Here is a 19554-nt window from a genome sequence, read left to right on the forward strand (position 1 = left end):
GCCGTGTGATTGAGCCTTGAAATGTCCGTGGCGTGGAAGCCGACGCTCTATAAATGGCGGAAGGCTGCATGGAAATGCAGCAATGGCTTGGCATCGAAGTTCCACCGGGGTCAGGGAGCAGGGCATGTGCGCATGAGGGTTTCCCAGGAACCTGGGAGGCCCGTTGCTTTCCTCCGCCCAACTACCGGTACCGGGAAGACCGGAGCCAAACTTTCCAGGCCTGCGGTGGCGATGTCGATCCGCTGCAGGAGGAAAAATAAATCCGTCCCCTTTTCGGTCTTCGGTCCGTCCCCTTTTCGGTCCTTTTCGGTCAAAGACGAGCTGTCTTGAATGACGGCTTCGGGTCCGAAAGCAACCCCTCTCCTCACAAACAGGTCTACTATGCCTCCCCCGGCAGTGGTTCCAAGCGCTACCGACTCAACTGTTAAAGGTATCGCAATGTCCATCGACCAAATCTCCCTCCCCAAAGGCGTTGGCCCTCACGCCACTAAGCTGCTTGACGCCATCACCGGCGCTGCCACCCATGAAGAGCTCAACCGCGCAGGCGGCAAGGCCGAGGGGTTTGTGCTCGGCCTTGAATCCACCAAGGCCATCAAAAGCCAGATCGCCGAGTCGCTGTATGTGGCCTACGACGACGCGGCGAGCAATCGGGCAAGTGAGTTGAAGGGCTGATCATCAGCCGGGGCAGGGCGCTTCGCGGTCCAGAAGTCTGGCGGTGAGGAGTACGCCCAGTTCGCTCAGTTGGTGAATGGCCAGGGCGATGTCGCGGTGTTTGCCGTTGAGGTCTTCGCACAGGTCGAGCAGCAGGGTGCTGACGCTGGTGAAGGTTTCATAGCTGTTGGTGATGAGGGTTTCGTTGCTGGCGTTGGGTGCGACGCTGAAAAGTGCGGCTGAATCTGGTGCGGCCTTATACATGTTTGAATTCCCGTCTAGGGCCGCCATCCTTTAGCTACTAAACAAAAGGGTGGCAGCTGTGCGCAGGTTAGTAGACCGGGGAATCCAAACGAAAGCCGGCGCGCCCGAAGGCGCCCTGCGCACAGCCACCATCAAGTACAGACTGGAATGTCTGGTTGATAACGCTTGTGCACTTTTGTCTGGATAAACCGTCAGGCTACTAAACCCGATCCCCGAGATGTCGGCGACCGAGCCACCTTAGAGACGGCTACCCAGGTGCACAAGTCGGCGGATTCTGACGCACGCGTAGGTAATGGAGCAAGTTGGAGTCGCTCGATTTTCGCCTGTGAGATCTTGTACAGTCGGCCCCTGGACAAGGACTGCTGACCAAGGGCGCACCATGACATTGACCGTCGACACCTTCCTCGAACTGGCCATGGCCAACCCCATCAACGTTGAAATCACTGCGCGTCTACCCGATCTCGGTGTGGAGCAGTGCATGCTCACGGCGGGCTGTCTGTTCCAGGCGGTGTGGAATCACCAGATGAAGCTGCCGGCCGATCACGGAGTGAAAGACTACGACGTCTTTTACTTCGATACCGACCTTTCCTACGAGGCGGAAGATGCGGTGATTCGCCGGGCTGAAGGGCTGTTCCAGGATCTGGGCGTGAATGTGGAGGTCAAGAACCAGGCGCGAGTGCACCTTTGGTATGGGCAGCGGTTTGGCCGGCCTTACCCGCAATTGCAATCGGCCCGGCAGGGCGTGGATCGTTATCTGGTGGCGGGGACGTGTATCGCGTTGGATATTGCTTCCGGCGAGGTGTACGCGCCGTATGGGCTCGCGGATGTGGAGCAAGGGGTGTTGCGGATCAATCCGTTGCATCCGGAGCCGGCGCTGTTTGCTGAAAAGGCCAGGAGCTATCAGGCGCGGTGGCCTTGGCTCACGATTGTGGAGCCGTCAGCCGGGCAATAGGCTTTAGTGAGGTTGCGATGCAGGTGCCTTGGCCATGCAAGTAGACGGAGGCGATCCCATCGCAGCCTCGCTGGGGCTCGACAGCTCCCACAGGTTAATCCCGCTGTGTCAGCGGCGTTTTTTATCCGGCAGTGAGGCTGAGCAGCCATCCCAGCCCGGCACTGGCCGCCACCACCAGCCACGGCGGCAACTTCCAGACCATCAACGCCACTAGTGCGAGCGCGGCCAAACCGAGGTCGTAGACGCTGAAGATCGCGCTGGTCCACACCGGGTGATACAGCGCGGCCAGCAGCAGGCCCACCACGCCGGCGTTCACGCCCGCCAGGGCGCTTGGGTGCGCGGGCTGCGGCGCAGGGTTTCCCAAAAGGGCAGGGCGCCGAACACCAACAGGAACGACGGGGCGAAGATAGCCAGCAGGCAGATCAGGCCGCCCAGCCAGCCGTTCGGGGCCGGCTGCATGGCGGCGCCGAGGAAGGCGGCGAAGGTGAACAGCGGGCCGGGCACGGCTTGGGCGGCGCCGTAGCCGGCGAGGAACAGGTCGTTGCTGATCCACTGCGGCGGCACCACTTCGGCCTGCAGCAACGGCAGCACCACGTGGCCGCCGCCGAACACCAGTGCGCCGGCGCGGTAGAAGGCGTCTATCAACGCCAGGCCTTGGTTGGGCAGGGTTTGCGCCAGCAGCGGCAAGGCCATCAGCAACAGCACAAACAGCAGTAACCACAGGGCTCCGGCGCGACGGCGGAGGGGCATGGGCAGTGCTTCGTGTTCGGCGTTTGGCGTGGGGGTTAAAAGCAGCAGGCCGATCACGCCGGCGACGACGATCACGCCCACCTGGCCCCAGGCCGTAGGCGCCAGCAGGGTCACGCACGCAGCGATCAGCATCAGCGTGATCCGGGTCGCGCCCTGGCACAGGTTGCGCGCCATGCCCCACACGGCTTGGGCGACGACGGCCACCGCGACGACTTTAAGACCGTGCAGCACGCCGAGCGGCAGGGCGTTGCTGTGGTGCGCAATGCCCAGGGCGAACAGCACCAGCAGCACGGCGGACGGCAAGGTGAACCCGGCCCACGCTGCCACGGCACCGCCGTAACCCGCCCGCGACAGGCCCAGCGCGATGCCGACCTGGCTGCTGGCCGGGCCGGGCAGGAATTGGCACAGCGCGACCAGGTCGGCATAGCTGCGCTCGCTGAGCCAGCGCCGCCGCGTTACGAACTCGGCGCGAAAGTAGCCAAGGTGCGCGATGGGCCCGCCGAACGAGGTGAGGCCCAGGCGCAGGAAGATCAGGAATACCGACCAGGGGGTGTTGGATTGATCGGCGCGGGTATTGGTCACGGCTGGGGTCTCTGATGGTGCTCAAAAAGGCTAGAAGAGTGCCATTTTTGCCGCCGTCATGGAATTTATTCGCGGTAGTTCGAGTCATTCAAGCATAGCGTTACTTTCTACCCCTCCACCTCAAGGATCGACCATGACCTTCTTCATCTTCCTGCTCGCCTGCGCCGCCGCCGCCAGCACCGGCATTATCTTCAAGCCCGGTGCCTGGTACGAATCGCTGGTCAAGCCCAGCTTCACCCCGCCCAATTGGCTGTTCCCGGTCGCGTGGACGATCATCTACCTGCTGCTGGCCTGGGCCGGTTATCGCCTGAGCCTCATGCCGGGCAGCGAAATGGTTCTGGCGCTGTGGGCCGCGCAAATCGCGTTGAACACGCTGTGGACGCCGGTGTTCTTCGGCGCGCATCGCTTGTTCGCCGGGATGGTGATCATTGTGCTGCTGTGGCTCACCGTCGCGGCGATGGTGGTGTTGGCGGTGCGCCTGGATCTGATTACCGGCTTGATCCTGTTCCCGTATCTGGCGTGGCTGTGTGTGGCGGCGGCGTTGAATTTCTCGATCCTGCGCAATAACCGCTGATGGCTCTCCAACCGTGGCCGGCGAGCGAGGCCGAGCTGGCCCAGATGCGCCGCTTCAATCAAAAACTTGCGTGGATGCCGCGCTTCAAAATCCGCAACCGCGTGACCCCGCGTTTGATCCAGGCGTTGCTGCGGGTCAGTCAAAAGGTCAAGAAAGCGCCTGCGGTTGAAACCCACCGAGTAGCGGGTGTGCCCGTGCGTATCCTGCGGCCGGAGGGGAAAATCAAAGGCGTGGTGCTGGATATCCACGGCGGCGGCTGGGTGATCGGCAATGCCCGGATGGATGACGACTTCAACCTGGGCATGATGCAGGAGTGCGGCGTGGCAGTGGTGTCGGTGGACTATCGGCTGGCAGTGGACACGCCGATTGAGGGGCTGATGGAGGACTGCCTGAATGCAGCACGCTGGCTGCTCAGCAGTGATGAATTTGCCGATTTGCCGGTGTTCGTCGTGGGTGAGTCTGCCGGTGGGCATCTGGCGGCGGCAACCTTGCTGGCGCTCAAGCAATGGCCTGAGTTGCTCAAGCGCGTGAGCGGTGCGGTGCTGTACTACGGCGTATACGACTTGACCGGCACACCGAGCGTGCGTACGGCGGGGCCGCAGACGTTGTTGCTGGACGGGCCGGGAATGGTCGACGCGCTACACATGCTGACGCCGGGCTTGAAGGATGAAGAACGTCGGCAGCCGCCGTTGTCACCGTTGCATGGCGACCTATCCGGCTTGCCGCCGGCGTTGATGTTTGTCGGCGAACTGGACCCGTTGCTGGACGACACACTGCAGATGGCCGAACGCTGGGGCGCGGCCGCGCAGGTTGAGGCGCACTTGTTGCCGGAATCGGCCCATGGGTTTATTCATTTTCCGGTGGCGATGGCGGATGGCGTACTTGCTTACAGTCGGCGGTGGATATCGGCCAGGATCCAGACTGTTCATCCCGCACTCGTCGAACGACTCCTTCCAGCGTAGAGTCCTGAAAAGTGAAGATATAGTCGACGATATCTTTCAGAATTTCCTACAGCCCGCGTAACCTCTGACACCCTGATTTTCAGATTCCTGCAAGGACGCACACATGACCATTTCCCATGCAGTTGTAGGGCTATCGGCATTTTTGCTGGTGGCAGGTGTTCAAGCCGCCGAATACGATTTCTCGTTTGATGTGCCCTACGGGCAGTACGAGAGGCAATTCAAGATGAGGACCCCAGGTGACGGCTCGTTGAGCTGCACGGTGTTCATCAAAAAAGAGTACCGGGGCGAGAAGTGGGTGCCGGCTGTGATTCTGGCGGCTGCCGAAGACGATGCCGAAGACGACACGCTGTTTCTATCCAGTTCTACCGAGCCAAACGGCGGGCCGCGCACGTTTAAACTTCGCACGTTCAACCAGGCGAAGCCGGTTATCGAAAAGGCGCTGTGGGAGGCCCCGGATGAGAAGGGCGTGTATAAGATGGCCGTGTCGTGGTATGCCAATGGCGCCATCGGTTATCAATACGGCATCTATGCGAGTTGGCAAGAAAAGCAGTTCGTCGAAAAACCAGGCTTTTCCACTCGCCATGTCAGCATTCATGCGTCGGGCGTGAAGGGCACTGCTTTTTGCTACGTGCATACCAAATGACACTGAACGAGTGGGTTGGGAACTTAAAAGCTGATCGATAAGTCAGGTTAATTAGTTGCTCCTCCCCCATCATCAGGACTGCACCATGCGCGAATACACCCTGAACTACCTGTTCAATGCCGAGCCCCGCACCCACGTGTTCGAACTCAAACAGCCGGAGTTGCCCATGCACGAGGCGGCGATACACCTGTTGCAGCTGCATTTTGGTGATGCGGAGAATGGCTTGATTCTGCCTGCTACGGATGCGACGCCAGAGCAGATTCTGGAACAGGCGCAGGTAATGGGTATTACGCAGATTGAGGTTGTATGAGCCAAAGATCCAGTACATCCACGAAGCATCGCCAATCAATGTGGGAGCTGGCATGCTCCCATCTTTGGATTGTGTGAAACCTTCCACCCACTCATCAGGTCTCCAATAGTGCCGTTGCCGAGTGAGTTTAAACGCCGACCTTTGCGTCTTGGCGGTCACTACTTCGTTAACGCATCCAATCCCGAAGCGCCGCAAACTCACGAGGCTTTGGGTTGCGAAGCTTTGCGATCAGCTGTCGCGCTTCATCCTGTGAAATGAAAGCCTCAACAGTCTTTTCTGGACTTTTCGACCCGGCCCGATAATTCATGGGCGTATGTGGCTTGGCAAACAAGGCCTGAAGAAGTTCGTAGTCCTGTGGACGCAATGCCGCCTGGATCAACGCTACCTCGGCGCTCAAAGCTGCACCGAAATCTGCCCGTAAAGGAAGGTTGGATAGATTGCTGGCCACGCGCACATATTCGCTGGCGACGAAAGTGGAAATATCGTCATAAGCCAGTGAGGTTAGTTGGCCAAAGTGCAGGATCTGCGCGACGCCGCAAGCCCGATCCTCCAGTCGAACCCAGCAGTAATGCTCGCCACCGCCGCTGCTGGCAAAAGGCATGAAGACCCGGCGTGGTTGGTCATCCGGGTTAAGCCATTCATCAATCTCCCGTTGGGCTTGCTCGGCGTCTATCCAGAAAAAATCCTCCAGGCTCTCTAGTGTCTCAGGGTGACTCTCGCTTATTTTCAAAAGGGTCGCCAAGCGCTCTGGGAGTTCGATGCCGATGTCGCCTGCCAAGCTTTGGAACGATAGATGCATTTAGCTTGCGTCCTTAACCCATTCAAACCATCGGTCCTTCGCTTCTTCTTCGCAAGCAAACAGCTGTATCTGCGGCGGCCAAAACTCGCCTTCGATCACCACACACTCCAGGGTCGAGTCTTGAAACGTGAACACATAGTGGGTGGCATCCTTCAAGAACAACGCGCGATCATGTCGCGGGTGCTTGGCATTTTGCTGCTCCAGTTCCGTAATCCAAGTTGAACGGTCGATGCGATTGACTTGATAAGGCCTGAGCCCCAACGCCGCCAGCGGATGGCTGCCCAGTGCCTCGTCGTTAGGTGAACCGAATTTGAATATTTTGACCAGTGGGAAACGAATCACCGCAAACGCTTGGTTGTCCGTGTGGTAGCGCAAACACAGCTGTGTTTCTGTGGCGAAAATAACGGCTTCGGGGGATGTAGTTGGCTGTGGCCAAGTAGTGAGCAACACAACTCTCGGAGATGGCATGGATGGACCTGACTCAAAAAATGCGGTAGCGCAGGTATATCACGGCAAGTGAGTCAACTGAATCTATCCCCTTTTTCCAGCCGGCTTAGTAGCCTCTCGTCTCACAGGTTCATCCATTCTTCCAAGGAATGCATGTGAAGGTTCTTCAAGGAGTACCAGGGCTGTCGGCCCTATATCTAAGACCGGCCACGGTTACCGATCTTCCATCGATCTATCGGGGCGAGCAGGCGTACATTCGGTGTTGGGAGCCTGACCACGAAACGGCGTGGCGGCTTCAATTGGAGTGCCACCTCACACGCTGGGTCGATAACTTTGACCGGTTGACGGTGGCGGAGCTGGACGGGCAGTTCGCAGGTTATTCGTTGTGGTTGCCCGAAGCTGGGTTCGCCGAGCTGTGCACGATCAACGTCAGCGAAATTTGCCGGCGCAAGGGCATTGGGCCGTGTGCTGCTGGATGCCTATGCGGTGATGGCTGGGCAGCGTGGTTTTGCGGATTTGAGCTTGAGCGTGCGTGCGGATAACCCGGCCCGATTGATGTATGAAACGGCTGGTTTTGTGTGCGTGGGAACAGCTGCCAACGGCTACTTGCGGTACGAGTGAGTGAGCCGAGGATGAATACCGGGCCGTTACCGCCACGCGTTTTTTATCGCGTAGCAGAGGGCTCTCGACCTGTGGCCGCTCAGTTAGAACGTAACCGCAATATCTGCGTCCCATCAAACGGGTCCGTCAGGTAATGCCCCCGCACCCCGAACGTCTCCTGCAACCGCTGCGATGTGAGCACGTCCATCGGTTTGCCCAGAGCCACCAATCGCCCGCGATCCAGCACCGCCAACCGATCGCAGGTCAGGGCCTGGTTAAGGTCGTGCAGCGCAATCAAAGTGCTCACTGGCAGCGCTTGCACGCCCTTCAGAATCGCTAGCTGGTGCTGGATGTCCAGATGGTTGGTGGGTTCATCCAGCAACAGTATCTGCGGCCGTTGCGCCAACGCGCGGGCGATATGCACGCGTTGGCGTTCGCCGCCGGAGAGGCTGCGCCAGGCGCGTTGGCTCAGGTGAGTGGCATCCACGTCGTGCAGGGCCTGGCGCACGATGGCATCGTCTTCGCCAGACCACGGGCTCAACGCCGACAGCCAGGGTGTGCGGCCCAGCGCCACGGCATCGAACACGCGGATGGCGTCGTCGGTGTCGGCCTGCTGCTCCACCACCGCCAACCGTTGTGCGATGGTGCGGCGCGAGAGGTCGCCCAGGCGTTGGCTGCCGAGCCGCACCTCGCCGCTGGCGGGCACACGCAAACCGGCGAGCAATTTGAGCAGGGTGGATTTGCCCGAGCCGTTCGGCCCGACAATCCCCAAGGTTTCTCCCTGTTGAACCTCCAGGTGGATATCGCGCAGTAACTCGGCGTCGCGCACCTTGAAGCACAGGCCGGTACAACTGAGCACCGTCATCGCGCGTTCCTCCGGCCAATCAGGATCAATGCAAACACCGGCGCGCCGACCAAGGCCGTGACTACACCGACGGGAATCACCTGGCCCTTGATCATGGTGCGCGACAGCACATCCGCGGCGATCAAGAACAACGCGCCACCCAGCGCACTGGCCGGCAGCAAGCGCGAATGCCCGGTGCCCAACATCAGGCGCACGGCGTGGGGAATCACCAGCCCGACAAAACCGATGGAGCCGACAATCGACACCATCACTGCCGTCACCAGCGCCGCGCAACCCACCAGCACAAACTGCACGCGCCGCACGGGGATGCCCAGCGAGGCAGCCGAGTCGGTGCCAAAGGTAAACGCATCCAGCGCACGCCGATGCCACAAACACACGGCCAAGCCGGCGACCGCCATTGGCACCGCCAGCCACACCGACGGCCAACGCACGCCGCTGAGGTTGCCCAGCAGCCAGAACATGATGCCGCGCGCCTGCTCGGAACTGGCGGACTTGGTGATCAAGAACGCGGTGAGGGCATTGAACAGCTGCGAACCGGCGATGCCGGCGAGGATGATCTGGCCGGTGCCGCCGGCTGAGCCGCTGGCCCGCGCCAATAAAATCACCAGTGCAAACGCCGCCATTGCGCCGACAAACGCGCCCGCCGACAGCGAAATCAGCCCGCCGCCCACGCCCATCAACGCCACCAGCACCGCGCCGGTCGAGGCGCCCGCGCTGATGCCCAGCAGGTACGGATCGGCCAACGGGTTGCGCAGCAATGACTGCAAAATCACCCCGCAGGTGGCCAGCCCGGCACCGCAGGCGGCGGCGACCAGGGCGCGGGTCAGGCGGTAATTCCACACCACGCCTTCGTCGATGGGATCCAGCACGTAGCCGGCGTTCCACAGTTTGTTGGCGAGCACCTGCAACACCACCTGCGGTTCGATGGCGGTTTCGCCGATGGCCACGCCGGCAAGGACGGCAGCCAGCAGCAGCGCGAGGGCGAGCAGGGTACGGATCATTTGGACAGGTCGTAGCCGTCGATGGCCCCGGCCAGTTGTTCAAGGCCATCAAAGGTGCGCAGGCTGGCCTGCAGCGCCAGGGCGTCGAGGATGATGATGCGGTTGTTTTTTACCGCGTCCATGTTGCGCGTGACCGGGTCGCTGCGCAGGAAGGCGAGTTTCTTTTCATGGTCGTCGGCGGGGTAGCGGCGGCGGTCCATGCGGGCGATCACCAGGAAGGTCGGGTTGGCCTTGGCGAGGGTTTCCCAGCCGACGGCGGGCCACTCTTCATCCGATTGCACCACGTTGTGCAAACCGAGGGTGTCGAGCATGAATTCGGGAACGCCCTTGTGGCCGGCCACGTACGGGTCGCTGGCCATCTCCGCGCTGGAGAACCACACCAGTGCGCTGGCCTGTTTCAAGCCCTTGCCTTGCGCGGTGGCGACGGACTTGGCCAGGCGTGCCTTGAGCGCCTCGTTTAGTTGTTCGCCGCGATCCTGGACGTCGAAGATCTGCGCCAATTGGTGGATGCTTTTGTAGATTGTCTCAATGTGGAACGGCTCCAGCCGCGTGCCGTCGGCGCCGACCAGGTTGTCCTTGCCTTCGCAGTCGGAGGGCAGCACGTAGGTGGGAATCTTCAGTTCATGGAATTGCTCGCGAGTGCCGACCACGCCTTGCGGGCCGACCACCCATTCCAGCTCGGCGGCCACCAATTGCGGGCGCTTGGCGATCACCGCTTCAAAGCTTGGCTCGTTGTTGGCCAGGCGTTCGATGCCGTCGTTTTGCGCCTTGAACTGCGCCAGCACGCTGTTGAACCACAGCGAGGTGCCGACCACGGTATTGCCCACGCCCAGGGCGTAAAGCATTTCGGTGGCGGCCTGGCCGATGGTCACGCTGCGTGTCGGGGCTTGCTGGAAGGTGACGCTGCTGCCGCAGTTTTCGACGGTCAGCGGGTAATGAGCGGGGGCCGCGTGGGCCAGGGCACAGAAGCCCAGCCCGGTGAGCAGGGCGGTAATGTGTGGCAGCATGGGGTGATCTCCGTGTGAACCGTACGTGAAGCAGGGGAGGTACGGCTCGGAAATACGCCCTCGAACGCTGCCGCTCGGGCAGGCGAGGATGTCCTTCCCGGACACCCCGCCGGTAGTGATGTTGCTGGGCCGGCAGGTCTCCTGACTGATGCGTCGTCGCCTCGCTCCAGCCTTCCCGGACGGTGTCCAGTGGCGTTGAGGAGCAGGCTCGGCACCTACAGTTGCGGGGGCAGTTTCGATTGGCGCCGCGGGCGGCGATTCGAATTCCCTATTAGTCCCGTGGGGGAACCGGCGGCGGTATGGTAGTTGATTCGGCGCGGGAGCGGGAGGTCGAAGTGAGCCCGGTCATACGCGAATATCTTCAGGCCCCCGGATCAGTGCTTCGATGCGCGTGCCGGTGGCGCGTTCTTCATTGCTGAACCCGTCATAGTCGGCCAGGTTGCCAAAGCGAAGGCCGGTCAAGCGTTCGATCTGGATCACGCTGCGCTGGTAGGTTCTGAGCTGCCCGAAGACCAGGTCGAGCTGACCCAGTTCACGGCTTTGGTCGATCATGTAGGCGCTGGCTGAAGGCTTGCCGTCGTCGCTCAGGTACGCGACGACTTTCCAGAATGCCTTGGGGATTTTGACGCCACGGTACAGGCGGTCGTCGTCGGCGAAGACCGGGCCGGTGAACACCGTGGCACGGGCTTTCCAGCGCTGGGTGTTGTCGAGGATATAGTCTTCGAGTTCGAGCCAGGTCTTCTGGTTGAAGCCGCTCATCTGCGGTGAGCAGTTGGTGAAATGGAAGGTGTCGAGGTTGGCGGTGGTTGCCTCGTCGCCCCAGTTGGGGTCCTGGCGCCGTACCAGATGGCCGCGGTCCAGGCCGTTGCCGGCGTAGAGGTCCTCGCCCACCTGGGCGTTGAGCGGCAGACGGCGTCGTAGGCCCAGCTGTCGTTGCTGCGCACGATGTCCACATGCCGTGCGCCGTCGATGTTGACACCCACATAGTGGGCCAGTCGTCGGGAGCGTGACATCGTGATGGAAAAGTGCGTGTAGTCCAGCCGTGGCTGCACATCAGCCGCCAACGTTTCGTTGACCGTAGGCCATGGCACCCCGAAGCTGCCGAGGAAGTCTTCAGCGTAACCGCTGCGGTTGTTCAGGTCCTTGGACGGCGTGGTGCGCGGCGTCGGGGCCCTGGCCTCCAGGAGTGTGGGAATGGGCGCGATCAACGGGCGCAGATCGGCGAGCCTGGGGCGGTGGTACAGGTCGACGTTGACTTTACGTGCGGGCATGGGCTGCTCCTTGCGGGCCTGAGATAAACATACTGCAACATAGGTTCATGACAATTTAGGCCAGGCATTGACAGCCGGACTATCCTGAAACGGGTATCCGGAGTTCACCACACGCCAGAATGGAGCCAGCTTATGTGTGTTCGCCACCACCGCAATCCGATTTTTTGCCTGATTCCGCCGTACATGCTCGATCAGATCGCCCGTCACGGTGACAAAGCCCAGCGTGAAATTGCGTTACGCACACGGGCCAAGGACAGCACATTCCGCTCGTTGCGCATGCTCGCCGTGCCTGCCCGAGGCCCGGCCCACTTGGCTCTGGCCATTGGTGTGGGCAAACGCCGCTCGATCTACAGCGCCGACGGCACCGACACCCTGCCCGGCAAACTGATCCGTGGCGAGGGGCAGCCCGCCAGTGGTGATGCTGCGGTAGACGAGGCCTATGACGGCCTGGGCGCGACCTTCGACTTTTTCGACGAGGTATTCGACCGCAATTCCATCGACGATGCCGGCATGGCGCTGGACGCCACCGTGCATTTTGGCAACGACTACAACAATGCCTTCTGGAACTCGACCCAGATGGTGTTTGGCGATGGCGACGGGCAGTTGTTCAACCGCTTCACCGTGGCCCTCGACGTGATTGGTCATGAGTTGGCCCATGGCGTGACCGAGGATGAGGCCAAGCTGATGTATTTCAACCAGTCCGGCGCGTTGAACGAGTCGCTGTCGGATGTGTTCGGCTCACTGATCAAGCAGTACGCGTTGCAGCAAAAGGCCGAAGACGCCGACTGGTTGATCGGCAAAGGGCTGTTTACCCAGAAAATCAAAGGCACCGCGCTGCGCTCGATGAAAGCGCCGGGCACTGCGTTTGACGACAAACTGCTGGGCAAGGACCCTCAACCCGGACACATGGATGATTTTGTGCAGACCTATGACGACAATGGCGGCGTGCATATCAATTCCGGTATTCCCAACCATGCGTTCTATCAGGTGGCTACGAAGATCGGCGGGTTTGCCTGGGAGCGCGCCGGTCGCATCTGGTACGACGCCTTGCGTGATGCGCGGCTGCGGCCGAACTCGGGCTTTTTGCGTTTTGCCCGTATCACTTACGATGTCGCAGGTCGGCTGTACGGCGTGAACAAGCATGAGCAGAAGGCGGTCAAGGACGGTTGGAAAGCGGTGGGCATCAATGTCTGACAAGCCGCCAGGGCGGCGAGGAACAGTCATGCGAATTTCAATCAAGGAAAACGGCGGCCCGGCGTTTTTTCCGGGCCTGGCCAAGCCTAACAGCGTCGAACTGGACGCGCTGCCCGAGCCCGAGCAGCAAGAGCTGCGGCAACTGGTCGAGGCGTCTGACTTCTTTCAGTTGCCGCAAAGTACCGCTCCAGAGCCGGGCAAACCCGGCCAGGTGCATTACACCCTGACGGTGACCGAGGGTGAGCGCGAGCACACGGTGTGTGTGCTCGCGCCGGTGAAATCCCAGGCGCTGGATGGGTTGGTGCAGTGTGTACGCCGGCATGTGCGCTGTTGAGGCATTGTTTAACGTCAAAACAGCGCCGCTCCCCAGGGCACGTTATTTGCGATCCAGCCACACGGTCTGTGCATTGCAGAACTCGCGCACGCCGAAGTGCGACAGTTCACGACCGAACCCGCTCTTTTTCACTCCACCAAACGCTACGCGTGGGTCGGACACGCTGAAGGCGTTGACGAAGATCCCGCCGGTTTCCAGCTGGTTGGCGATGTCCCGTGCTTTTGCCGAGTCGGTGGTGAAGATGCTCGCCGTCAAACCAAACTCACTGTCGTTGGCCAGCGCTACCGCGTGGTCGGCGTCGCGGGCGGTGATGATCGAGGCCACCGGGCCGAACAGTTCCTGTTTGAACGAGGTCATCTGGTCGGTGACGTTTGCCAGTACGGTCGGCTCGTAATAGTTGCCGGCACCGGCGACTTTATTGCCGCCGAGCAGCAAGGTCGCGCCTTCTTCCAAGGTTGCCTGGACCTGGTCATGCAGCTCATCACGCAGGTCGAAACGCGCCATCGGGCCGACGTAGGTGTCGGTCGAAGTCGGGTCGCCCATCACCAGGGCGCGGCTGGCCTCGACGAATTTAGCCGTGAAGGCTTCTGCCACACCGGCTTCGATGATCAGGCGCTTGGCGGCGGCGCAGACCTGGCCGCTGTTCTGAAAACGCCCGATTACGGCGGCCTGCACGGCGGCATCAAGGTCGGCGTCGTTAAGCACGATAAACGGGTCGGAGCCGCCCAGTTCCAGTACGCACTTTTTCAGCGCGGCGCCGGCCTGGGAGCCGATGGCGATGCCGGCACGCACGCTGCCGGTGAGGGTGACGGCGGCGATGCGTGGGTCGGCGATGGCGCTGGAGACGCCGTCGGTGGTCACATTGATCACTTCGAACAGGCCCTCGGCAAAACCGGCTTTCTGGAAGGCTTGCTGGATCAGGTAGGCGCTGCCCATCACGTTCGGTGCGTGTTTGAGCACGTAGGTATTGCCCGCGAGCATGGTTGGTACCGCGCCACGCAGTACCTGCCATACCGGGAAGTTCCATGGCATCACGGCGAGGATCGGCCCCAGCGGGCGGTATTCGATGTGGGCAGTGCCGTTGTCCACCAGGGTCGGCTCCGGCTCAAGCATGGCCGGGCCTTGGGCGGCGTACCATTCACTCAGTTGCGCGCATTTCTCGATTTCGGCACGGGCCTGGGCGATGGGTTTGCCCATTTCCAGGGTGATCATCTGTGCCATGGCTTCGGCTTGATCGCGCAATGCACTGGCCAGGGCCAGCAGCCGTTCGGCGCGCTGGCTCACCGGTTGGCGGCGCCAGGTGCGAAAGGCTGCGGTGGCGCGGTTGAGTGCGGCGTCCAGCTGCGAGGCGGTTTCGTAAGGGTAGCTGCCGACGGTTTCGCCATTGGCGGGGTTGATCGACAGGGCGTGGGTCTGGTGGGAAATCATGTTCATGGCACCGTCCGGCTGAAGGAGTGGAATGGGTTCAGCCTACGGGGCTGGCTCTTTTCCGGAAACTGAATAATATTAAGCAATATGTTCACGATTGGAGAATGACTTGGACCTGGTGCAACTGGAAATCTTCAAGGCCGTTGCCGAGCAAGGCAGCATCAGTGCCGCTGCGCAGTTGATTCATCGCGTGCCGTCGAACCTGACCACGCGCATCAAGCAACTGGAGCAGGACCTGGGTGTGGAATTGTTCATTCGCGAAAAGAGCCGTCTGCGCCTGTCGCCGGCCGGGTGGAATTTCCTCGGTTATGCGCGGCGCATTCTCGACCTGGTGCAAGAGGCCCGCGCCACGGTAGCGGGGGAGGAGCCCCAGGGGGCGTTCGCCCTGGGTTCGCTGGAAAGCACGGCGGCGGTGCGTATTCCGGCGTTGCTGGCGGCGTACAACCAGAAGCACACTAAGGTCGAACTGGACCTGAGTACCGGGCCGTCGGGCACGATGATCGAAGGCGTGCTGTCGGGGCGCCTGACGGCGGCGTTTGTCGATGGTCCGGTGCTGCACTCGACCCTGGAAGGCGTGGCCGTGTTCGAAGAAGAGATGGTAGTGATAGCGCCGCTGCATCACGCGCCGATCACGCGCGGGCAGGATGTGAATGGCGAGAACATCTACACGTTCCGCTCCAATTGCTCTTACCGGCACCACTTTGAGCGCTGGTTTTCACAGGATGGCGCGGTACCGGGCAAGATCTTCGAGATCGAGTCGTACCACGGCATGTTGGCGTGCGTCAGCGCCGGCGCCGGGCTGGCGCTGATGCCGCGCAGCATGCTGGAAAGCATGCCGGGGTGTGCGGCGGTGAGTGTGTGGCCGCTGGCCGATACATTCCGCTTCTTGAATACCTGGCTGATCTGGCGGCGAGGCACGGTGTCGCAGAGCTTGAACAGCTTTGTGAAGCTGCTGGAGGAACGCAATCTGAAAGCATCGATGTCTTAATGTGGGAGAGGGCTTGCCCCTCCCACATTGACCCGGTTTCAGCCGCCGAACTGGAAGGTGCCCATGGCCAGTTTGGCCATGATTGCCGTTGCACCCAACTGCACCAGCCATAACGCCAAGCCCCCCAGGAACACCCCCAGCGCCACTTGCAGCACCAGGCTTTTCTGGCGTTTGGCGTGCGGCGCGCGTGGGGTGTAGTCGTGCAGTTCGTCGCGGTCGGCACGCAGGTCCAGGTCATCGTTTCTCATAGGGCTCTCACAGCAAAGGGGCGATCAGGGTTCAGTCTAGGGGCTGGAGACGAAAAAGGGGAAGCCATCGGCTTCCCCTCTTGTGCCGCGCCAGCAGGCTTACAACACCTGGACGATGGCCTTTGTGACCGCAGCAATGTTTGCCTGGTTCAGCGCCGCAACGCAGATACGTCCGGTATCCAGCGCATAGATGCCAAACTCGCTGCGCAGGCGGCCGACTTGTTCAACGGTGAGGCCGGAGTAGGAGAACATCCCACGCTGGCGGCCGACGAAGCTGAAGTCGTGGCCCGGGGCCGCCTTGGCCAGTTCAGCCACCATCTGCTCGCGCATGCCACGGATGCGCAGGCGCATCTGCGCCAGTTCGGCTTCCCACTGGGCGCGCAGCTCAGGGTTGTTCAGCACGGCTGCCACAATCGCCGCGCCGTGGGTCGGCGGGTTGGAGTAGTTGGTGCGGATCACGCGCTTGACCTGGGACAGGATGCGCGCGCTTTCTTCCTTGGAGTCACCGACGATCGACAGCGCGCCCACACGTTCGCCATACAGCGAGAACGATTTGGAGAACGAGCTGGAGACGAAGAAGGTCAGGCCCGATTCCGCGAACAGACGCACCGCGGCGGCGTCTTCGTGGATGCCGTCGCCAAAGCCCTGGTAGGCCATGTCGAGGAAGGGTACGAGGTTCTTGGCCTTGACCACGTCCAACACGTTTTGCCAGTCGGCCGGGCTCAGGTCGACACCGGTCGGGTTGTGGCAGCAGGCGTGCAGTACCACGATGGACTGCGGCGGCAGGGCGTTGAGGTCTTCGAGCAGGCCGGCACGGTTCACGTCGTGGGTGGCCGCGTCGTAGTAGCGATAGTTCTGCACCGGGAAACCGGCGGTTTCGAACAGCGCGCGGTGGTTTTCCCAGCTTGGGTCGCTGATGGCGACGACCGCGTCGGGCAGCAGTTGCTTGAGGAAGTCCGCGCCCAGTTTCAGCGCGCCGGTGCCACCGACGGCTTGCACAGTGACCACGCGGCCGGCTTGCAGCAGTGGCGACGCGTCACCGAACAGCAGGGTTTGCACGGCCTTGTCGTACGCGGCGATGCCGTCGATCGGCAGGTAGCCACGGGCGGCATGTTGCGCCACGCGAATGGCTTCCGCTTCGGCAACGGCACGCAAGAGTGGAATCTTCCCCTCCTCGTCGCAGTAAACGCCGACGCCAAGGTTGACCTTGGTGGTTCGTGTATCGGCGTTGAATGCTTCGTTGAGGCCCAGGATAGGATCGCGTGGTGCCATTTCGACAGCGGAGAACAGGCTCATTTTTGCGGCAGCTCTATGGGGGAAGGGAGGGACGTGTCGCGCTCCAGCCGAATGCACTAGAGCGGTGCACAAACGGGGAGCTAGTATAGAGGCCATCACCGCTGAGGGCGACCACCGAAACGGCTTTTCGGCCAAGTTTTTCGGTTTATTTGCCGACCGTTAGTCTTATTGCAACAACGCTGCTGCATGGCTGGGAGGGCGATTGCCTTGAAACCCGTCACATTCGCCACCACTTCTACAGCTATCATGGTTTTTTCCTGCAGCCTGCGACGACTATTCGCGGGTTGCTGAGCTATTTCGTCCCTGGCGGTTTCGAGTCTGGGGTGACTTCACGAGGTACGTTATGTCGGATTTCCAGCTCGTCACCCGCTTTGAACCCGCCGGCGATCAACCGGAAGCCATTCGCCAGATGGTCGAAGGCATCGAAGCCGGCCTGGCGCACCAGACGCTGCTCGGGGTGACCGGTTCAGGCAAGACCTTCAGCATCGCCAACGTGATCGCGCAGATCAATCGCCCGACGCTGGTGCTGGCGCCGAACAAAACCCTCGCCGCGCAGTTGTACGGTGAGTTCAAGGCGTTCTTCCCGAACAACGCGGTGGAGTACTTCGTTTCCTACTACGACTACTACCAGCCCGAAGCCTATGTGCCGTCGTCCGATACCTTTATCGAGAAAGATGCGTCGATCAACGACCATATCGAGCAGATGCGTCTGTCGGCGACCAAGGCGCTGCTGGAGCGCAAGGACGCGATCATTGTCACCACCGTGTCGTGCATCTACGGCCTGGGCAGCCCGGAAACCTATTTGAAGATGGTGCTGCACGTCGACCGCGGCGACAAACTCGACCAGCGCGAATTGCTGCGCCGCCTGACAAGCCTGCAATACACCCGCAACGACATGGATTTTGCCCGCGCCACTTTCCGCGTGCGCGGCGATGTGATCGACATCTACCCGGCCGAATCCGACCTGGAAGCGATCCGCATCGAACTGTTCGACGATGAAGTCGAGAGCCTCTCGGCCTTCGACCCGTTGACCGGCGAGGTAATCCGCAAGCTGCCGCGCTTCACGTTCTATCCGAAAAGCCACTATGTGACCCCGCGTGAAACCCTGATGGGCGCCATCGAGGGCATCAAGGTGGAATTGGCCGAGCGCCTGGACTACCTGCGCGCCAACAACAAGCTGGTAGAGGCCCAGCGCCTGGAGCAACGCACCCGGTTCGACCTGGAGATGATCCTGGAGCTGGGTTACTGCAACGGCATCGAAAACTACTCACGCTACCTCTCGGGCCGTGAATCCGGCGCGCCGCCGCCGACGCTCTATGACTACCTGCCGGACGATGCGTTGCTGGTGATCGACGAATCCCACGTCAGCGTGCCGCAAGTGGGCGCGATGTATAAGGGCGACCGTTCGCGCAAGGAAACCCTGGTGGAATACGGTTTCCGTCTGCCGTCGGCGCTGGATAACCGGCCGATGCGTTTCGACGAATGGGAGGCCATCAGCCCGCAGACGATATTTGTCTCGGCCACGCCGGGCAACTACGAGGCCGAACATGCAGGCCGCGTGATCGAGCAACTGGTGCGTCCGACCGGCCTGGTCGACCCTGAGATCGAGATCCGTCCGGCGCTGACCCAGGTCGACGACCTGCTCTCGGAAATCAACAAGCGCGTGGCCCTGGAAGAGCGCGTACTGGTCACCACGCTGACCAAGCGCATGTCCGAAGACTTGACCGATTACCTGGCCGACCACGGCGTGCGGGTGCGCTACTTGCACTCGGACATCGATACGGTGGAGCGCGTGGAGATCATCCGCGACCTGCGCCTGGGCACCTTTGACGTGCTGGTGGGCATCAACCTGCTGCGCGAAGGTCTGGACATGCCGGAGGTGTCACTGGTGGCGATCCTCGATGCCGACAAGGAAGGCTTCCTGCGCTCCGAGCGCTCGTTGATCCAGACCATCGGCCGTGCGGCGCGTAACCTCAATGGCCGTGCGATTCTGTACGCGGACCGCATCACCGGCTCCATGGAGCGGGCGATTGGTGAGACCCAGCGGCGTCGCGACAAGCAGATCGCGTTCAACCTGGAAAACGGCATCACCCCCAAGGGGGTGTTCAAGGACGTCGCCGACATCATGGAAGGCGCCACCGTGCCCGGTTCGCGTAGCAAGAAGCGCAAGGGCATGGCCAAGGCCGCCGAGGAAAGTGCCAAGTACGAGAACGAACTGCGCTCGCCGAGTGAGATCACCAAGCGCATTCGACAACTGGAAGAGAAGATGTACCAGTTGGCGCGAGATCTGGAGTTTGAGGCGGCGGCGCAGACGCGCGATGAGATCGGCAAGTTGCGTGAGCGTTTGTTGGCTGTTTGATTTGCGATGGCTTCACCGGCCTCATCGGG

General features: G+C 61.3%; 20 protein-coding genes, 2 pseudogenes and 1 riboswitch. Of the genes and pseudogenes, 11 read left to right on the forward strand and 11 right to left on the reverse strand.

Annotated elements, in window-relative coordinates; translation table 11 throughout:
- Window positions 1-438: 438 nt before the first annotated feature.
- Entirely contained in the window at window positions 439-672 is a 234-nt protein-coding gene (locus tag JWR98_RS22355) for a hypothetical protein (protein ID WP_003175134.1), read from the forward strand.
- Between the two features lie 3 nt (window positions 673-675).
- Here the strand turns inward: JWR98_RS22355 and JWR98_RS22360 are convergent, their stop codons facing one another.
- Entirely contained in the window at window positions 676-915 is a 240-nt protein-coding gene (locus JWR98_RS22360) for a DUF6124 family protein (RefSeq protein ID WP_017527807.1), read from the reverse strand.
- A gap of 379 nt (window positions 916-1294) precedes the next feature.
- Between JWR98_RS22360 and JWR98_RS22365 the strand changes: the two genes are divergently transcribed.
- Complete coding sequence (locus JWR98_RS22365) at window positions 1295-1867, forward strand: nucleotidyltransferase family protein (protein ID WP_205491219.1); 573 nt, start codon at window positions 1295-1297, stop codon at window positions 1865-1867.
- A 121-nt stretch (window positions 1868-1988) separates the two neighbouring features.
- Here JWR98_RS22365 and chrA read toward each other — a convergent pair.
- A pseudogene (gene chrA, locus JWR98_RS22370) lies at window positions 1989-3199 on the reverse strand (chromate efflux transporter).
- Window positions 3200-3332: 133 nt separating this feature from the next.
- On the opposite strand from chrA, the gene tspO reads away from it, so the two are divergent.
- The 4 genes from tspO to JWR98_RS22390 all read left to right on the forward strand — a co-directional run bounded on the left by tspO (window position 3333) and on the right by JWR98_RS22390 (window position 5688).
- Window positions 3333-3773: a tryptophan-rich sensory protein TspO gene (tspO, locus tag JWR98_RS22375; RefSeq protein ID WP_078733950.1), complete on the forward strand. Its 441-nt coding sequence runs from the start codon at window positions 3333-3335 to the stop codon at window positions 3771-3773.
- On the forward strand, window positions 3773-4735 hold the full coding sequence (locus JWR98_RS22380) for an alpha/beta hydrolase (RefSeq protein WP_205491220.1): 963 nt from the start codon (window positions 3773-3775) through the stop codon (window positions 4733-4735). The genes tspO and JWR98_RS22380 overlap by 1 nt, the downstream gene beginning before the upstream one ends.
- A gap of 103 nt (window positions 4736-4838) precedes the next feature.
- Window positions 4839-5378: a hypothetical protein gene (locus JWR98_RS22385; RefSeq protein ID WP_205491222.1), complete on the forward strand. Its 540-nt coding sequence runs from the start codon at window positions 4839-4841 to the stop codon at window positions 5376-5378.
- A gap of 85 nt (window positions 5379-5463) precedes the next feature.
- Window positions 5464-5688 carry a hypothetical protein gene (locus JWR98_RS22390; protein WP_003175127.1) on the forward strand — a complete coding sequence of 75 codons (225 nt, stop codon included), beginning with the start codon at window positions 5464-5466 and terminating at the stop codon, window positions 5686-5688.
- Window positions 5689-5854: 166 nt separating this feature from the next.
- Here JWR98_RS22390 and JWR98_RS22395 read toward each other — a convergent pair whose 3' ends face one another.
- The gene (locus JWR98_RS22395; protein ID WP_205491224.1) at window positions 5855-6487 is read right to left on the reverse strand and encodes an SMI1/KNR4 family protein; all 633 of its coding nucleotides are present in this window, start codon (window positions 6485-6487) and stop codon (window positions 5855-5857) included.
- On the reverse strand, window positions 6488-6937 hold the full coding sequence (locus JWR98_RS22400; protein ID WP_341869787.1) for a hypothetical protein: 450 nt from the start codon (window positions 6935-6937) through the stop codon (window positions 6488-6490). It lies immediately after the preceding gene.
- Between the two features lie 462 nt (window positions 6938-7399).
- On the opposite strand from JWR98_RS22400, the gene JWR98_RS29595 reads away from it, so the two are divergent.
- Window positions 7400-7555, forward strand: a complete 156-nt coding sequence (locus tag JWR98_RS29595) for an N-acetyltransferase (protein WP_225908822.1) — start codon at window positions 7400-7402, stop codon at window positions 7553-7555.
- Window positions 7556-7634: 79 nt separating this feature from the next.
- Here the strand turns inward: JWR98_RS29595 and JWR98_RS22410 are convergent, their stop codons facing one another.
- The 4 genes and pseudogenes from JWR98_RS22410 to JWR98_RS22425 form a co-directional block, all read right to left on the reverse strand.
- The gene (locus JWR98_RS22410) at window positions 7635-8399 is read right to left on the reverse strand and encodes an ABC transporter ATP-binding protein (RefSeq protein ID WP_205491226.1); all 765 of its coding nucleotides are present in this window, start codon (window positions 8397-8399) and stop codon (window positions 7635-7637) included.
- Complete coding sequence (locus JWR98_RS22415; RefSeq protein ID WP_078733946.1) at window positions 8396-9400, reverse strand: FecCD family ABC transporter permease; 1005 nt, start codon at window positions 9398-9400, stop codon at window positions 8396-8398. The genes JWR98_RS22410 and JWR98_RS22415 overlap by 4 nt, the downstream gene beginning before the upstream one ends.
- Window positions 9397-10407: an ABC transporter substrate-binding protein gene (locus JWR98_RS22420; RefSeq protein WP_078733945.1), complete on the reverse strand. Its 1011-nt coding sequence runs from the start codon at window positions 10405-10407 to the stop codon at window positions 9397-9399. Before JWR98_RS22420 ends, JWR98_RS22415 begins: the two co-directional genes overlap by 4 nt.
- A gap of 114 nt (window positions 10408-10521) precedes the next feature.
- Window positions 10522-10715: riboswitch (cobalamin riboswitch) on the reverse strand.
- A gap of 37 nt (window positions 10716-10752) precedes the next feature.
- Window positions 10753-11678, reverse strand: a pseudogene (locus tag JWR98_RS22425) (DNA/RNA non-specific endonuclease).
- Window positions 11679-11810: 132 nt separating this feature from the next.
- Here JWR98_RS22425 and JWR98_RS22430 point away from each other — a divergent pair.
- A complete protein-coding gene (locus JWR98_RS22430; protein WP_205491228.1) occupies window positions 11811-12872 on the forward strand; it encodes a M4 family metallopeptidase in 1062 nt (353 codons plus the stop codon).
- 28 nt (window positions 12873-12900) lie between these two features.
- Complete coding sequence (locus JWR98_RS22435; protein ID WP_078733942.1) at window positions 12901-13206, forward strand: protealysin inhibitor emfourin; 306 nt, start codon at window positions 12901-12903, stop codon at window positions 13204-13206.
- Window positions 13207-13248: 42 nt separating this feature from the next.
- Here JWR98_RS22435 and JWR98_RS22440 read toward each other — a convergent pair whose 3' ends face one another.
- The gene (locus tag JWR98_RS22440; RefSeq protein WP_205491230.1) at window positions 13249-14640 is read right to left on the reverse strand and encodes an aldehyde dehydrogenase family protein; all 1392 of its coding nucleotides are present in this window, start codon (window positions 14638-14640) and stop codon (window positions 13249-13251) included.
- 103 nt (window positions 14641-14743) lie between these two features.
- Here JWR98_RS22440 and ptrR point away from each other — a divergent pair, with 103 nt between their 5' ends.
- Entirely contained in the window at window positions 14744-15622 is an 879-nt protein-coding gene (gene ptrR, locus JWR98_RS22445) for a putrescine utilization regulator PtrR (RefSeq protein WP_205491232.1), read from the forward strand.
- A gap of 38 nt (window positions 15623-15660) precedes the next feature.
- On the opposite strand, the gene JWR98_RS22450 is transcribed toward ptrR, so the two are convergent.
- Window positions 15661-15870 (reverse strand): hypothetical protein, encoded by a 210-nt coding sequence (locus tag JWR98_RS22450; RefSeq protein WP_003175114.1) that lies wholly within the window; start codon window positions 15868-15870, stop codon window positions 15661-15663.
- A gap of 99 nt (window positions 15871-15969) precedes the next feature.
- The gene (locus JWR98_RS22455) at window positions 15970-17166 is read right to left on the reverse strand and encodes an amino acid aminotransferase (protein ID WP_078733939.1); all 1197 of its coding nucleotides are present in this window, start codon (window positions 17164-17166) and stop codon (window positions 15970-15972) included.
- A 343-nt stretch (window positions 17167-17509) separates the two neighbouring features.
- On the opposite strand from JWR98_RS22455, the gene uvrB reads away from it, so the two are divergent.
- The gene (gene uvrB / locus JWR98_RS22460; RefSeq protein WP_078733938.1) at window positions 17510-19525 is read left to right on the forward strand and encodes an excinuclease ABC subunit UvrB; all 2016 of its coding nucleotides are present in this window, start codon (window positions 17510-17512) and stop codon (window positions 19523-19525) included.
- The last annotated feature ends 29 nt before the right edge of the window (window positions 19526-19554 follow it).

The organism is Pseudomonas lactucae, from assembly GCF_016937615.1.
Lineage (GTDB): Bacteria > Pseudomonadota > Gammaproteobacteria > Pseudomonadales > Pseudomonadaceae > Aquipseudomonas > Aquipseudomonas lactucae.